The organism is Micromonospora sp. NBC_01796 (genome assembly GCF_035917455.1).
GTDB lineage: Bacteria > Actinomycetota > Actinomycetes > Mycobacteriales > Micromonosporaceae > Micromonospora_G.
Map to the genome: position 1 here is coordinate 620,555 of NZ_CP109078.1, position 14,989 is coordinate 635,543.

At 71.9% G+C, this 14,989-nt stretch carries 14 protein-coding genes and 1 pseudogene; 7 read left to right on the forward strand and 8 right to left on the reverse strand.

The features are described 5' to 3' along the window. Positions 1–119 precede the first annotated feature (119 nt). From OIE47_RS02810 to OIE47_RS02825, 4 genes are all read right to left on the reverse strand, one after another. The gene (locus tag OIE47_RS02810; protein WP_326559902.1) at positions 120–767 is read right to left on the reverse strand and encodes a response regulator transcription factor; all 648 of its coding nucleotides are present in this window, start codon (positions 765–767) and stop codon (positions 120–122) included. An 11-nt stretch (positions 768–778) separates the two neighbouring features. Beyond that, positions 779–2,830 (reverse strand): ATP-binding protein, encoded by a 2,052-nt coding sequence (locus OIE47_RS02815; protein ID WP_326559903.1) that lies wholly within the window; start codon positions 2,828–2,830, stop codon positions 779–781. A 33-nt stretch (positions 2,831–2,863) separates the two neighbouring features. After that, complete coding sequence (locus OIE47_RS02820) at positions 2,864–3,325, reverse strand: hypothetical protein (RefSeq protein WP_326559904.1); 462 nt, start codon at positions 3,323–3,325, stop codon at positions 2,864–2,866. A 269-nt stretch (positions 3,326–3,594) separates the two neighbouring features. Then, entirely contained in the window at positions 3,595–4,953 is a 1,359-nt protein-coding gene (locus tag OIE47_RS02825; RefSeq protein ID WP_326559905.1) for a serine hydrolase, read from the reverse strand. A 261-nt stretch (positions 4,954–5,214) separates the two neighbouring features. On the opposite strand from OIE47_RS02825, the gene OIE47_RS02830 reads away from it, so the two are divergent. After that, positions 5,215–5,433, forward strand: a complete 219-nt coding sequence (locus tag OIE47_RS02830) for a hypothetical protein (RefSeq protein ID WP_326559906.1) — start codon at positions 5,215–5,217, stop codon at positions 5,431–5,433. A 204-nt stretch (positions 5,434–5,637) separates the two neighbouring features. Further along, on the forward strand, positions 5,638–6,180 hold the full coding sequence (locus OIE47_RS02835) for an AAA family ATPase (protein ID WP_326559907.1): 543 nt from the start codon (positions 5,638–5,640) through the stop codon (positions 6,178–6,180). Here OIE47_RS02835 and OIE47_RS02840 read toward each other — a convergent pair. From OIE47_RS02840 to OIE47_RS02850, 3 genes are read right to left on the reverse strand one after another with little or no spacing between them, the layout of a single operon-like run. Continuing rightward, positions 6,177–7,469 carry an RNA polymerase sigma factor gene (locus OIE47_RS02840; RefSeq protein ID WP_326559908.1) on the reverse strand — a complete coding sequence of 431 codons (1,293 nt, stop codon included), beginning with the start codon at positions 7,467–7,469 and terminating at the stop codon, positions 6,177–6,179. The two genes, OIE47_RS02835 and OIE47_RS02840, sit on opposite strands and share 4 nt — an antisense overlap. A 26-nt stretch (positions 7,470–7,495) precedes the next feature. Beyond that, positions 7,496–7,867, reverse strand: a complete 372-nt coding sequence (locus OIE47_RS02845; protein ID WP_326559909.1) for a YciI family protein — start codon at positions 7,865–7,867, stop codon at positions 7,496–7,498. Positions 7,868–7,903: 36 nt separating this feature from the next. Then, entirely contained in the window at positions 7,904–8,608 is a 705-nt protein-coding gene (locus OIE47_RS02850; protein ID WP_326559910.1) for a DUF998 domain-containing protein, read from the reverse strand. A gap of 640 nt (positions 8,609–9,248) precedes the next feature. Here OIE47_RS02850 and OIE47_RS02855 point away from each other — a divergent pair. Then, complete coding sequence (locus OIE47_RS02855) at positions 9,249–10,598, forward strand: MFS transporter (RefSeq protein ID WP_326559911.1); 1,350 nt, start codon at positions 9,249–9,251, stop codon at positions 10,596–10,598. A 42-nt stretch (positions 10,599–10,640) separates the two neighbouring features. Here OIE47_RS02855 and OIE47_RS02860 read toward each other — a convergent pair whose 3' ends face one another. After that, positions 10,641–11,222: a helix-turn-helix domain-containing protein gene (locus OIE47_RS02860; protein ID WP_326559912.1), complete on the reverse strand. Its 582-nt coding sequence runs from the start codon at positions 11,220–11,222 to the stop codon at positions 10,641–10,643. 78 nt (positions 11,223–11,300) lie between these two features. Here OIE47_RS02860 and OIE47_RS02865 point away from each other — a divergent pair. The 4 genes and pseudogenes from OIE47_RS02865 to OIE47_RS02880 all read left to right on the forward strand — a co-directional run. Then, positions 11,301–12,272: pseudogene (locus OIE47_RS02865) on the forward strand (NAD(P)/FAD-dependent oxidoreductase); the annotation flags it as partial. A 42-nt stretch (positions 12,273–12,314) separates the two neighbouring features. After that, positions 12,315–12,935, forward strand: coding sequence for a class I SAM-dependent methyltransferase (locus OIE47_RS02870; protein ID WP_326562977.1), 621 nt, complete (start codon positions 12,315–12,317; stop codon positions 12,933–12,935). Between the two features lie 87 nt (positions 12,936–13,022). After that, the gene (locus tag OIE47_RS02875) at positions 13,023–14,144 is read left to right on the forward strand and encodes a hypothetical protein (RefSeq protein WP_326559913.1); all 1,122 of its coding nucleotides are present in this window, start codon (positions 13,023–13,025) and stop codon (positions 14,142–14,144) included. Positions 14,145–14,232: 88 nt separating this feature from the next. Next, on the forward strand, positions 14,233–14,988 hold the full coding sequence (locus OIE47_RS02880) for a hypothetical protein (protein ID WP_326559914.1): 756 nt from the start codon (positions 14,233–14,235) through the stop codon (positions 14,986–14,988). The last annotated feature ends 1 nt before the right edge of the window (position 14,989 follow it).

A 14,989-nucleotide genomic window follows, 5' to 3' on the forward strand; every position in this document is an offset into this window, starting at 1 on the left:
CGTGGTCCGTACATCAGAGACACCCCTTGACAGTTAGCCGTGACGCCGATGTCACGTTAACCAGCCAAACGGACGTTTGCCGCGAAAACGACTAAACCAGGTACGGTCGCCGGGCGGGGCTATCCGGTGAGGCCGACGTCGCGGGCGAGCAGGGCCGCCTGGACGCGGTCGGCGACCCCGAGCTTGGCCAGCACCGCCGAGACCTGGTTGCGGATCGTCTTCTCGCTCAGCCCGAACCGGCGGGCGATCCGGGCGTTGCCCTCACCGGCCGCCAGGTACCGCAGGATGTCCCGCTCGCGCGGGGTGAGCTGGTCGAACGGCGCGGGCAGCTCGACCGGCTGGCGGCGCAGGGTGGTCAGCACCTGCGGCCCGATCCGGGGGCCGAGCACCAGACCACCGCCGGCGACCGTACGCAGCGCGTGCAGGATGGTGTCCGGATCGGTGTCCTTCAGGACGTAACCACGGGCGCCGGCCCGCAACGCGCGGTTCACCACGTCCTCGTCGTCGGCCATGGTGAGCATCAGGACGTGCACGTCGGGTCGACTCTGGATGATCCGGGCGGTGGCGTCCACCCCGTCACCGTCGGGCAGCGCGACGTCCATCGCGACCACCCCGACCCCTTCGGTCACCGCGGCGACCAGCGCCTCGGCGCACGAGGCCGCCTCCACCACACCCTCGACCCAGGGCTCGTCCTCGAGCATGGTGCGCAGCCCACGGCGTACCACCGGATGGTCGTCCACGATCAACACGCGTACCCGATCGGACATGACTCGCCGCCTCACTCACCCAGCGACCGGGCGGCCGGTTCCGGCCCGACGGCACCGCCGGGCCCGACCGGGTCACCGGGACCAACCTGTTGTACGGCAACCGTACCGGTCGCGTCGGGCGCGAACTCGGCACAGGGCAGCCGGACCCGGACCCGCGTCCCGTGCGGCGACACCTCGGAGATCTCGCAGTCCCCACCCAGTTCGGCGGCGCGTTCCCGCATCGACTCCACACCGACTCCACCGGGCCGGGGACCGGCGAACCCGATCCCGTCGTCGACCACCTCGACGACGAGCTGGTGGTCCCGGCGTACGGTCACCTCGCAGGCGCTCGCACCGGCGTGCCGGGCCACGTTCGCCAGCGCCTCCGACACCACCCGGTACGCCGCCACCTCGACCGCTGCGGAGAGTCCGCGCAGGTCGTGTTCCACGCTCAGCCGTACCGACAACTGTGGACCGTCGAAACGCTCGCACTCGACCCGGAGCGCCGACTCCAGCCCCCGGTCCAGCGCCGCCGGCCGCAACTGGTCGACCAGTTGCCGCACCTCCTGGGTGCAGGTGCGCAGGTCGTCAGCGAGCCCGTCGAGGACCCGGCCGAGCCGGTCCTGCCCGTCGGCCATCTTCCGGGCCGCCCGTACCTGCATCGACATCCCGGCGAAGGTCGGGCCGAGCCCGTCGTGCAGGTCCCGGCGCAGTCGCCGCCGTTCCTCCTCGCGAGCCATAACCAGGCGTTCCCGGGACTCCTGGAGGTCACGGATGAGCCGGGCGGTGGCCGTGGCGACCGAGGCGTGCAGCGCCACGTCGCTGAGCAGCCGGCGCTCGACCGGGGTGAACCGGCTGCCGGAGCGGCGGTGGGCCACGATCAGGCTCCCCACCCGCTCGCCGTGGGTGAGCATGTCGAACCTCTCCACCGACGTGGTCGCCCGGCCGTGTTCGGCGTGCAGTCTCGGCCCGTCCGCACCGTCGACCTCGACCGCGACGTACGGCACCTGCAACGAGCGCGCGATGGTGCCGGTCAGCAGCGGCAGGACCGCATCCGGCTGGACGGTCCGCTCCAGCAGGTCACCCAGCCGGGCGAGCACCGCGTACGGGTCGTCCCGGTCGCCGTAGAGCAGCCGGTTCACCCCGCGCTGCACCCGGTGCCGCAACGGTTCGAAGGTCACCGCGATCAGGCCGGTCGCGACGAGCGAGGCGTTGGAGGTGCTGCCGCGCAGCAGGATGTCGCGCAGCAGGGTGACGATGGCCACGAAGCCCGCGATCACCAGCAGGCTCATCACCAGCCACACCAGGGTCCGGTTGATCACCTGCTCGAGCCCGTACAGGCGGTAGCGCAGCACGGCGAGGGTCATCGCGGCCGGGATGGCGATCACCATCAGGACCCAGGCCCCGGCCAGGTTGATCCCGTCGAGCAGCAGCCCGAGCAGGAAGAGGACTCCGGCGGCGAGCAGGCAGGCCAGTTGCTGGCGAACCTCCCCGACCGACCGGCGCCACCGTTGTACGAGCGACACCAGCACCGCCACCAGCCCGAGCAGGCCGACCCCGATCGACAGCAACGCGATCCGTACGAGCAGTTGGGCCCGTTCGGTCGCGGCCGGCTCACCGGAGAAGAGCAGGTTGCGGGGATCGTCGAGGGCGGCCACGGCGAGCGCCCCGGTGGTGAGCGCGGTCGACGCCACGATCGCCGCCGCGACCACCCGCCAACGCGGGCCGGGCAGCCTTCCGTCCGGGAAGTACAGCAGCGCCAGGAAGATCAGGCCGTACGGCGGCCACCACAGCCACTGGACCAGCCAGGCCAGCGGCAACCAGGCGAGCCAGCTCAGTGCCAGGACCGCGACGGCGGCGGTGAGTCCGGCCGCGAACATCAACCGCCCGACCGGGTGGCCGGGCACGCCGGCCAGCACCAGGCCGCCCAGCGCGGTGAACGACGCGGCGATCACCGCGGTCATCGCGGTCGGCCCACCCGGTGCCGGCTGGAACCACTGCCCCACCACCACGAGTACGGCGATCACCACCGCCGCGGCGGCGAGCACCCGTCGGCGGTTGATCATTGGTGCTGCGGTCGACATCAAGTAGGGCCTCCCCGGGGCGCCGACGGTTGGTCAGGCCCAGCCGGCGGCGTGCATGGCGTTGTGCAGGAAATTGCCCTTGTTGCCGTGCATGTGCCACGGCAGCGCCTCGATCGCGTCCTGCAACGTGCCGCCGGTGGGCGCGGGCATCTCGTCGACCAGTTGCTCGACACTGACCCGGAACCGGTCGGTGAACTCGGGGTGGTCCTTCAGGTACCGCTCCACGTGCTCGAAGACCGCCTGGAGCCGCCGCTGGAGCTCGTCCGGATCGGCCGGCTCGGCGCTCGGTTGCAGATCCGCCAGCCGCCAGTCGACCCCGAAGTACGGGGCCAGGCGCCGGCCGTCGGTGTGGAAGAACTCGACCGCGCCACCGAACCGGTCACCCTGCTCCGGCTCGGCCAGCACCGCGGCGAGGTCGCCGTAGAGATGGGCGAAGGTGTTGTCGGCGGCGAGCAGCAGAATCTGCCCGTCGGTCTCGGTGGGGACGTCGGTCATCGTGACTCCTCGGTTCGATGGTCGAAGGTGGATCGGCGCGCGCCCGTACGGGCAGCGCGCCGGCTCGCCGGAGCGTAGGCGAGACAACGTCCACTCGGGATCGTCGTTGAGGTCCGAGCCTCGTTGCCGAACGCCCGGTCACCATCGTCGCGCGGGGGATGTCCCGTGGACCCGGGCGATCCGCCCGATCGGCGGGACAAAGCGCCGCTCGTACGAGGACCTTCGAATCGCCCCGGCCCTGACCGTGGTCACCCTGCCGGAGGAAGCGGCTACTTCCCGCCGTCCGGGGCGGGGCCGAAGCCGGTGACGGCGGCGTCCACGGGCACGAGGTAGTCGTACACGGCTCGGGCGAGCTGGCGTACGGTCTCGGCGCCGGTGGCCTCCGGGCCGGAGGTGACGAAGGCGACCGCCACCTCGGAGTGCGGGATGAGCAGGTAACCGACGTCGTGCGAGGCGTCCGGCAGCTCGCCGGTCTTGTGCGCGACCGGTACGCCCGGCGGCAGTGCGGCCGGGATCTTCGTGTTGATGGTCTGCTCCAGCATGAACGAGATCATCAGCGCCCGGGACGCGGGCGAGAGGATGTTCCCGTCCCAGACCGCGCCGAGCAGGGACACGACGTCGTCGGCGGTGAGGTAGTTCTCCTCGCCGCGCGCGGCTGCCGCGGTGTCGAGCATCCGGCGGTTGAGGGCGGTCTGCTTCAGCAGCATCGTGTCGATCAGCGCGTTCACCCGGACGAACCCGTTGAGGTGATTGATCAGTACGTTCGCCGCCGTGTTGTCGCTGTAGATGATCATGTACCGGGCGAGCCGGTACAGCGTCACCACCTGCGGGAACGTCTCGTGCTGCAACTCACCGGAGCCGCCGACCACGTCCTCGGGCCGGACCAGCACACCGTCGGACAACGACTCCCACCCGCAGTCGACCTCACGCAGCAGTTCCGCGAGGATCCACAGCTTGATGACACTCGCCGCCTTCGGGCGGAAGGTCCCGTTCACCTCGATCTGCTGGTCGCCGTACCGGCCGGACAGGTCGCGTACGGCCACACCGGTCGGGTTGGGCGAGGCGGCGACGATCTCCCGCAGTTGCTCGGTGAGCGGCAACAGCTCCGCACCGCGTCGCCGGTCGACGGGCGGCTGCGGGTTGGTCACCACCTCCCCGGTCAGCACCACGGGTTCCAGGTCGGGGCGGTGGATCTCGACGGCTCCCTCGGCCCGGCCACGCAACGGCACCCGGTAGACGTACGTGATGCCGTTGACCGTCACCCGTCCGGTGGCGACCCCGTCGGTCACCACCATCCCCTGGTCCAACACCCGGCCGGTGTCGCCGTCGCAGCCCCGGTACCGGACGATGCGTTCGGCCGCGTCGACCGCGAAGATGGCGTTCTCGGTGGCGAGCCAGGCCAGCTCGGCTCGCGGCGGCAACGGGTCGGCGTGGTCGGCGGACCAGGGGTCACGACCATCGGCGGGCCCGGTGTCGGGACGGCCGGAGTGCGCGGGTGCCGGCATCCCGACGATCACCATCAGGGTGGTCACCGCCACCACGGCCAGCCGACCGCAGAGCAGGGCGACGGTGGCGGCGATGGCGGCAGTTCGCCGGTGCCGGGCGACCCGCGGTCGGTTCTGGTTCACCCCGGCAAAGTAGCCAGCGGTACGGGCCGGCCGAGGCGGCTCGGCGGGGACATCACCCGACCGTGCGTACGCCCCCGGCGGGTCGCGGACGACCCGCACGAACCCGGCCGACCCGACCCCGGCGGGGGCGCCGCCACCGGCACCGGGACCTGTTCGCAAGCAATTCGGCGCAATCCGAATGGTGTAGATCGGAGTGGATTCGACCCGACCGTGCCGGTCAGACTCGACTGTGTCAACGGGGGTTTCAGAAGGGAAGAAGTCATGCGAGTAGGACGTCTGCTGGTCGGCGCGACATTCGCGGCGGGACTGGCGCTCGGCATCATGGTTACACCGGCCCAGGCCGGCGACGCGCACGCCAACGGCTGGGACCACCCCGGCCGGGTCGCCACCAACACCTGGGACCACCCCGGCGTGGTCGACAGCAACGGCTGGGACCACCCCGGCGTGGTCGAAAGCAACGGGTGGAGCCACGGCGGCTGATCAGCACCAACGACTACGGCTGGCCGGGAGCGGGCCTGATCATCGGTTCTGTGCCGTCTCGGGGCTGGTGAAGCGGGTGACGTCGGCGGGTGGTCCTCGGACCACCCGCCGGACTCGCCTGCCGTAGGACACACCGGGCGGGCGGTCCGTTGGGAGACTGGACCCGGCGGGTTGGCCCGACCCGCGTTACCGGAGGAGGCTGGAGTGTCCGTCCCGACCCCTGGCGTCATCGTCATCACCGGCGTGATGGCAGCCGGCAAGTCGACCGTGGCGCAACTCCTCGCGGAACGGCTTCCCCTCGCGGCCCACGTCCGGGGTGACGTGTTCCGAAGAATGGTGGTCACGAACCGGGAGGAGCTGACTCCGGAACAGACCACCGAGGCGACCGCCCAGCTCTGGTTGCGCTACCGCCTCGCCGCGAGCGTCGCGGACGCGTACGCCGAGGCGGGCTTCGCCGCCGTGGTGCAGGACGTCGTCCTCGGCCCCGAACTGACCGAGTACGTCGACCTCCTGACCGCCCGACCCCGGCACCTGGTTGTCCTCGCGCCGAGGCCGGAGGTGGTGCAGACCCGCGAGAACACCCGTGGCAAGCGCGGGTACGGCGACTGGACGGTCGAGGTGTTGGACCGGTCGCTGCGTCGGGACACCCCGAGGATCGGACTGTGGCTGGACAACTCCGACCAGACACCGGACGAGACCGTGGACGAGATCCTCGCCAAGCTCTCCGACGCCCGCCTGCCGGACTAGCCGGTCGGGCCGCGCAGGCCCTCGGCACGCCGCCGGAACAGGGTCCGCTCGCCGTCGTTGCGGGTGAGGGCGGCGGCTCGGGTGAACTCCGCGCGTGCCTCGTCCGCCCGTCCGAGCCGGGCCAGCAGTTCTCCGCGCACGGCCGGGAGTTGGGGGTAGTCACGCAGCGCCCGCTCGTGGGCGAGGTCGTCGGCGAGGGCGAGTCCGCGTACCGGGTCGTCGGCGAGGCCGACCGCGACGGCCCGGTTCAGCAGGATCACCGGGGACGGCTGGAGGTGGGCGAGCACCTCGTAGAGTGCCGCGATCCGGGACCAGTCGGTCAGGTCCGCGCGGGCGGCGCGGGCATGGCAGGCGGCGATCGCGGCCTGGAGGGTGTAGACGCCGCCGCCGAGTGTCTCGGCACGGTCGAGGGCGGCGAGCCCTCGACGAACGAGCAGCCGGTCCCAGCGGCGGCGGTCCTGGTCCGGCAGGAGCACCGGCTGCCCGTCCGGGTCGGTCCGGGCGCCCAGCCTGGAGGCTTGCAGCTCCATCAGGGCCGCCAGGCCGTGCACCTCGGGTTCGTCCGGCAGCAGGCCGGCGAGGAGTCGACCCAGCCGCAGCGCCTCCTGGCACAGCTCGGGTCGGGACCAGGCCGGGCCACCGGTCGCGGCGTACCCCTCGTTGAAGATCAGGTAGACGATCTCCAGTACCGAGCCGAGCCGGTCGACGAGTTCGGCCGGGGTGGGCAGCTCGAACCGGACCCGCGCGGCGGCGAGCGCGCGTTTGGCCCGGACGATGCGCTGGGCCGCGGTGGCCTCCGGCACGAGGAACGCGCGGGCGATCTCGCCGGTGGTGAGGCCGCCGACCATCCGCAGGGTCAGCGCCACCCGCGCCTGCACCGGCAGCACCGGGTGCGCGGCCGTGAAGATCAGCCGCAGCAGATCGTCGCCGATGTGGTCGTCGAGGATGTCGTCGAGGGCCGCCTCGGCGTACTCCTGCTGGATCTCGACGTCGCGGCCGAGCAGGTCGAGCTTGGTCGCGTACCGCTGCTGCCGCCGCAGCAGGTCGACCGCGCGATGTTTCGCGGTCGCCGTCAGCCACGGCCCGGGATCATCGGGTACGCCGGTCGCCGGCCACTGCACGAGCGCGGCGACCAGGGTGTCCTGGGCGATCTCCTCGGCCAGCCCGACGTCGCGGACCAGCCGGGCGATCCGGGCGATCAGCCGGGCGGACTCGATCCGCCAGACCGCCTCCACGGCACGCCTGGCGGCCTGCCCCGGATCGTCCGGTGCCGGATCGGTAGCCGTCACGACCACCGATCCAACCACCGGTCGGGTCATTCCGGGAACGGGAAGTCCTCCGGCCCGAACACCTTCAGGATGTCGGCGTCGCCCTCCCAACCCGGCCAGAGGTCCCGGTGCGCCTTCATGAACCGGGAGGTCCACTCGACCACCTCCTCCTTGGCGCGTACCTCGTAGAGGGCGTAGCTGATGACCTCCTTCGCCTCGGCGAACGGGCCGTCGGTCACGGTCAGGTCCCCGCCGGCGACGGTGACCCGCGCGCCGGCCGCGCTCGGCGCCAGGCCACCGGTGTCGAGCAGGCTGCCGGAGGTGGTCGCCTCCTCACCGAGCTTGGCGATCGCCGCCATCAACTCGGGTGGTACGGGCGTGGTCGGCTGTTTGGCCCGGAGCAGTGCCAGGTATCGCATGGTCGAACTCCCTCGGATGGTGGTGGGGCGGAAGGATCATCGGTGGAGCCGGCGGGACCGGCCATGGTGGTACGCCGACACCAGCGAGAGCCAGGTCCAGGCCAGGACGATCGCCACGGTGAACGACAGCGTCGCCCAGGAACTGCCGCCACCACCGGCCACGGCGACGAACCCGGCGAGGAACAGTGCCCCGGTCAGGCGCGAGAACACCGCCCATCCTCGCTGGTCGTCGGCGACGAACCGGCGGGCGAGCACAAAACACGCCGCGACCAAGGCGACGAAGCCGACGCCGCCCAGGCCGAAGTGGAGCAGACCGTGCCAGGAGGTGCCGGTGCCCTGCTCCGGCGTACCCGGTGGGAAGCCCTGTCCCGGGTCGGCCCGGAACATCCCGCCGGACACCAGACCCAGGCCGTAGCTCCCGAGCAGCCGGGGCGCCCAGGTGCTGGCCCGTCCGGGGTCGAGGGTGCGTCGCAGCCCTACCGCCCCGGCGACCACCAGGAGGCCGGTCACGATCAGGTTGGTGCTCTGGACCCATCCCGCCGTGCCGTTGGCGAGCAGGCTCCAGGCGTGCCGGGTCGGGTCGAAGCCGTCCCGTACCAGCATCTGGGCCACCGACACCAGGACGTACAGCGGACCGGCGACGACACCGGCGGCCAGGAGCCGCCCGGTGAGCCTGAGCCCGGCGGCGGCCGGTCGGTCGGCCGCCGCCTCGGCCGTGACGGGCGGATTCGTCTGGGACATCGCCGTCCCCTTCGGGTTCGGGGGCCGCCTTGCCGGCCCGCTACCTGTAGCTCGAACGGGACGACCCGATTTCGACACCGGCGCCGAACTTTTTCCGCCGGGATTTCCGGGCGCCCGCCCGTGGCCGCCCGGTCCCCGGTCCGCTCCCGCCGGCGAGGCCGGCCAGCAGGCTCCGAGAATTCAGGGCGATGAATTCAAGGTGAACCCCGCCGCAGCCCACTCCCCACGGCACCGCTTTCCGGACGAGAGCACGCTCGAAGTTGTGGCCGCAGAATGTGAAAGCCAAGGATGTTCACAAACGATGACGAGACGGTGACGAACGGAAGAAGGTTTCGGTGAAGACGCGCAAGACCGTTCTGCGCGAGAAGCACCCTTCGGGGCAGAACGGGTACCGCTTCGACCTCCTCCGGAGAAGGGCGACGGAGATCCCGTCCCCCCTCTTCATCTGTCCGGTCGCCCGGATTCCGGGGTCGTGGCTGGTCGCACCGCCGTCCCCGTCGAGACCGGGGCCGGTGGTCCGGCTCCGGAGACGTCCAACCGTGATGTCGACACCGGACGGGCTGGGTCGCCGTACCGCGCAGAGACCAGCCGCATAGGCACCGGCGACCACGGTGCCCCACCTCCCATCGAGGAGAGCACCGTGCAGACCGAGCCCGGCCCCCCGGATCCAGCCACCGGAACCGACTATCCAGCGCTCCGCCGCGTCCAGCGCCGCGTCGTCGTGTCGATCCTGGTGGTGCAGGCGGTGTTCTTCCTGGTCTTCGCGATGACCGGTCCGCTCGTCTCGCTCATCGCCGAGCGGATGACCGGATCGGCCCGTGGCGCCGGCTTCGCGCAGGCCCTCATCTTCTGCGGCGGGGTACTGGTCAGCATCCCGCTGGCCGCGCTGTCGGCGAAACGGGGTCGCCGCGCGGGGATCGCCACCGGCTACCTGGCCGGTGCCGCCGGCTCCGCGCTGGTGGTGGTCAGCGCGACCGTGTCGAGCTATCCGCTGCTGCTCCTCGGCGCGCTGGGCGTCGGCGCGGCGCTCGCGGCCGGGCTCCAGGCCAGATTCGCCGTGACCGACCTCGCCGACGCCGACCGGATCGGCCGGTCGATGGGCATCCTGTCCTGGAGCGCCATCACCGGATCCGTACTCGGCCCACCGCTGGCCGGTGGGGTGGAACAGCTCGGTGCGGGAAGCCTCGCGGAGTTCACCGCACCGTTCGCCGCGGTGGCCGCGGGTCTCGCCGTGGCCGGTCTGCTGGTGCTGGTGGCCCTGCGGCCGGATCCCCTGCTGCTGGCCCGATCGATGGGACGCGAGCCGGTACGCAAGCGACGCAACACCCGTGCCGCGCTGAGGGCGAGCCTGCGCAATCCGGTGATCCGACGGGGGATCGCGGTGGTGGTCACCGTCCACACCGCGATGATCTCGCTGATGAACATGGCACCGATCCACCTGAGCCACGGCGCCGTGACGCTCACCTCCATCGGCCTGGTGATCGGCGCGCACTCCGCGGCGATGTACCTGCCCGGTCCCGTGGTGGGCTACCTGTCCGACCGGCTCGGGCCGTACCCACTGCTGGTGACGGGTCTCGGCGTGATGGCGACGGCCGCGTTCGTGCTCGCGATGTCACCGGCGGGTGACACGGTCATGGTCGGCCTCGGGCTGACGCTGCTCGGCGTCGGCTGGGCCGCCGGTTATCTCGCCGGCTCGGTGTTGATCACCTCTGCCACCGAGGGCCAGCTCCGGACGATGGCGCAGGGCGCCTCGGACTTCTTCGTCCAGCTCGCCGCCGCGCTGGGTGCCCTGCTGGCCGGTGTGATGGCCGCCGCGCTGGGTTACGACGGGCTGTCGATCTTCTGGCTCGCGGTGATCGTCGCGCTGCTGTTCCGGATCCTGGCGGTTCGTCCGGCGGCGACGGTCGGCCCGACGATGGCCGCCGCGCCTTCCGGGCCGGAGTCACCGGGGTCGGCGCCCGACAGGGTCGACGCGACGAACTGTCGATGACCGTCGTGGGCGCCCGGAGCGCGCGGGACACCGGCGCTGCCGTCAGGGTAGGGATCTGGCGCGTACGTGGGCGCGTTCGCCCTGGCGTCCGAAGAGGCTGAGCACCTCGACGGGTGTGGAGTCGGCGCTGGCGAACCAGTGCGGTACGCGGGTGTCGAACTCGGCCGCCTCACCCGGTACGAGGACGAGATCCTGGTCGCCGAGGACCAGCCGGAGCCGCCCGCTGAGGACGTAGAGCCACTCGTAGCCCTCGTGGGTCTTCGGCTCCGGCACGGTTGTCGGCCGGGCCGCCGGAATGAGCATCTTGTACGCCTGGAGCCCGCCGGCGCGACGGGTCAGCGGCACCAGGGTCATCCCGTTGAGGTTGACCGGGCGCAGGTGGACCCGGGGGTCCCCGGTCGGCGGGGCGCCGACCAGCTCGTCGATCTGGACCCCGTACGCGCGGGCCAGGGGCAGGAGCAGTTCCAGGGTGGGACGACGTTGACCGGACTCCAGCCGGGACAGGGTGGAGACGGAGATGCCGGTCGCCTCGGAGAGGCTGGTCAGCGTGATCTCGCGTTGCCGGCGCAGCGTACGCAGCCGGGGCCCGACCGCGGTGAGCACGCTCTCCAGGTTGTCGTCCATCGCCCCAGTTTGCCACAACGGCAAGAATGTTTGCCGATCTGTGCCGACCGCCGCACAGTGGTCTCGGAGGTGGTCACCATGACCAGTGAACAGGCAGAACAGCCGACCCGGACGTTCGACGTCGCGGTCATCGGCGGGGGTGCCGCCGGGCTGAGCGCGGCGGTGGTGCTGGGCCGGGCCCGGCGCTCGGTGATCGTGATCGACGCGGGAACGCCCCGCAACGCCCCTGCCGCCGGGGTGCACGGGTTCCTGTCCCATGACGGGATCTCCCCGCACGAACTGCTCGAAACCGGCCGCAAGGAGGTCGACCACTACGGCGGCCTCCTGCTGCCGGGGGAGGCTGTCCGCGCCCGCCGTACCGGCGACGGCTTCGAGGTGACTCTCGGCGACGGTCGGCTGGTCACCGCCCGGCGGCTGCTGGTGACCACGGGACTGGTCGACGAACTCCCCGACGTCCCCGGCGTACGGGAGCGGTGGGGTCGGGACGTGCTGCACTGCCCGTACTGCCACGGGTGGGAGGTGCAGGACCGGGCGATCGGGATCCTCGGGACCGGATCGTGGTCCGTACACCAGGCCCTGCTGTTCCGGCAGTGGACATCGGACCTCGTCCTGTTCACCCACACCGCCCCGGAGCTGACCGACGAGCAGGCCGAGCAGCTCGCCGCCCGGGGCATCCGGGTGGTTCCGGGCACCGTCGAATCCCTCGACGTGGACGACGACCACCTCACCGGCGTACGCCTGACCGACGGGACCGTGGTCGCCCGGCAGGCGTTGGTGGTCGCCCCCAGGTTCGTGGCCGCCTCGCAGGTGCTGGCCACCCTCGGACTGCGACCCGTCGAGGACCCGCGCGGCATCGGGGCGAGCATCGCCGCCGGCCCCACCGGGTTGACCGAGGTCCCGGGCGTGTGGGTCGCCGGCAACGTCACCGACCTCAGCGCGCAGGTTGTCATGGCTGCCGCCGGTGGGGTCGCCGCCGCCGCCGCGATCAACGCGGACCTGATCGCTGAGGAGACCGAGCAGGCTGTCACGGCGTACCGCGAGGCGCGTACGGCGGGAGCCGGGCACGGCCACCACGACTCGACGGAGACCATCCTGTTCACCCGCGAGTTCTGGGACGAGCGGTACGGTTCCGCCGAGCGGATCTGGAGCGGGAACCCGAACCCGCACCTCGTCGACACCGTCACCGACGTGGTCCCGGCTACCGCGTTGGACGTCGGCAGCGGTGAGGGCGCCGACGCGATCTGGCTCGCCGCCCGGGGCTGGCAGGTCACCGGTGTCGACATCTCGGGAGTGGCACTGCAACGCGCCGCCGAGCGGGCCACCGAGCAGGGCGCCGACATCGCCGACCGGCTCACCTGGCAACAGGTCGACGTGATGTCCTGGGATCCCGCACCGGCACGGTACGACCTGGTGTCGGCCCAGTTCATGCACCTGCCCCGGCCTGCGCTCCGGGCGCTGCACCGCCGGCTGGCGGCGGCCGTACGGCCGGGTGGGACCCTGCTCATCGTCGGTCATCACCCGTCGGACCTGGACACCTCGATGGGGCGTCCCGACCGGGCCGACCTCATGTTCACCGCCGAACAGGTCGCGGCGACCCTGGACCCGAACGAATGGGACATCACCGCCGCGACGCCGCCTCGGCAGGCCACCGATCCGGAGGGCCGGACCATCACCATCCACGACGCCGTCCTGCGGGCCACCCGCCGCCACTGACCGCACTGCCGACGGGACAGGAGGCGGGCCGCGACGGTCCGCCTCCCCTGTCGGCCGGACGGACGCGGCGGGTGCCAGACTTGCGCGATGTTGCGCGTCGGGATCCTCGTGGCGGCACTGGTCGGTATCACGGCCGCGCCCCCGCTCGTCGGACTCACGGCGGCACCGGCGCATGCGATGGCGCCGACACCGGTGGTGGCGGCTCCATCGAAAGGCACCGAGGTCTGCGTCGTCACCGACGAACGGCTGATCGAGATCTCCGGCATGGTCGCCACCGACGACGGATACGTGGTGGTCAACGACAGTGCCGACCTGGAGAGCCGCCGGAAGATCTTCTTCCTCGACAGGTCGTGCAAGGTGACCAGGACGGTGTCGTACCCGAGCCGCCCGCGTGACACCGAGGACGTGGCGATGGCTCGCGACGGCACCATCTGGATCGCCGACATCGGCGACAACGACCGGGCCCGGACGAACATCGCACTCTGGCGACTGGCCAAGGGCGCCAAGGCGCCGGTGTTGCACCGACTGTCCTATCCGGACGGAGCACACGACGCCGAGGCGCTGCTGCTCGCCGGCGACGGCACACCGATCGTCGTCACCAAGGACCCCGGCACACCCCGGCTGTACGTACCCGACGGGCCGCTCAAGGCCGGTGCGACCGTACGGATGCGCAAGGCCGGGGAGTTCGTCCTGCCGCGTACCGGCACGGACAATCCGTGGTCCGCCTTCGGTCGGCTGATGGTCACCGGGGGTGCCACCGCACCGGACGGCAGTCGGGTGGTGCTGCGTACCTACGCCGACGCGATCGAGTTCGACGTCACCGACGGCAACGTGGTCGAGGCCGTCACCCGGGGCGTGCCCCGGATCACCCCACTGCCCGACGAACCCCAGGGAGAGTCGATCACGTACAGCCGGGACGGCCGGTTGTTGCTGACCGTCTCCGAGACCTCGGATCAACCGGCCACCACCCGACCGACCGTACTCGGCTACACCCCGGAGGGCAGGCCCGCACCGGCACCCACCGCGAACGCGACCGGGCCGGGATCAGCGAGCACGTCGGAGTCGAGCGCGTCCCCGGCGAGCAGCCGGGCGCAACCGTCGGAGGGGCCGGACGGCGCGTTTGTCGCCCGCCTGCTCGGCGGGCTCGGTCTGGCCATGGTCGCCCTCGCCGTCGTCGGCGTGCTCGGAGTGCTCGCCTTCCGCCGATGATCACCGGCACACCAGCGCCGGTCGGGGCGTCGGCGGGCGCCGTGGTGGGTAGTAGCGGCGTACAGATCGGCAACGAGGAGGCGACGAAGTGACCCGTACGTTGGTCCGGGGTCGACGGGCGGCCGGCGGTCTGCTCGCCGCCGCCATGCTGCTCTCCGCCTGCACCTGGCACGACGGCCGCTGGTCGGACGACAACCCGGACCGGACGGCCGCCGCCGAATCCGACCGTGCGGCCGACCACGCGGTCGCCGGGGCGCGCAACGACCGGCGGGAGGCGACGCTCGACCTGCTCAACGGCTCCGACGTGGTACGGGTGACCACCGCCGGTATCGGCGGCGACCTGTACCGCATCTCCACCCCGCAGGACGCCAAGGTACGGCCGTCGGTGCACGTCGACGGGGACACCGTGCTGGCCGGGCTCGCCGGCACCGGTCGGGCCGGACCGGCGATCGTCACCATCGTGCTCAGCGACGCGGTCCGCTGGCGGATCCGGCTCGGTGGCGGCGCCGGAGAGGAGATCGTCGACCTGACCGGCGGCCGGGTCGCGGAGGTCGACTTCAGCGCCGGCACCAACCGCGCCGAGGTGACCCTGCCACCCGCGAGCGGCACGGTCCGGGTGGTGATGGGCGGCGGCGCCAGCCAGTTCCTGGTCCACCTGACCGGCAACGCACCGGCACGGGTGCGCGCGGGCGGCGGCGCCGGAACCGTCACCGTGGACGGCAGCAGCCGGTCCGGCGTGGCCGGCGGCACGGTGATCACACCGCCGGCCTGGGAGACCGCCACCGACCGGTACGACATCGACGCCACCGCCGGCGTCTCCACCCTCACCGTCGACCGCCGCTGAC

Coding starts and splice junctions, on each gene's coding strand:
- OIE47_RS02810 (WP_326559902.1), bottom strand. CDS start 767: ATGTCCGATCGGGTACGCGTGTTGATCGTGGACGACCATCCGGTGGTA.
- OIE47_RS02815 (WP_326559903.1), bottom strand. CDS start 2,830: ATGTCGACCGCAGCACCAATGATCAACCGCCGACGGGTGCTCGCCGCC.
- OIE47_RS02820 (WP_326559904.1), bottom strand. CDS start 3,325: ATGACCGACGTCCCCACCGAGACCGACGGGCAGATTCTGCTGCTCGCC.
- OIE47_RS02830 (WP_326559906.1), top strand. CDS start 5,215: ATGCGAGTAGGACGTCTGCTGGTCGGCGCGACATTCGCGGCGGGACTG.
- OIE47_RS02845 (WP_326559909.1), bottom strand. CDS start 7,867: ATGCGATACCTGGCACTGCTCCGGGCCAAACAGCCGACCACGCCCGTA.
- OIE47_RS02850 (WP_326559910.1), bottom strand. CDS start 8,608: ATGTCCCAGACGAATCCGCCCGTCACGGCCGAGGCGGCGGCCGACCGA.
- OIE47_RS02860 (WP_326559912.1), bottom strand. CDS start 11,222: ATGGACGACAACCTGGAGAGCGTGCTCACCGCGGTCGGGCCCCGGCTG.
- OIE47_RS02875 (WP_326559913.1), top strand. CDS start 13,023: ATGTTGCGCGTCGGGATCCTCGTGGCGGCACTGGTCGGTATCACGGCC.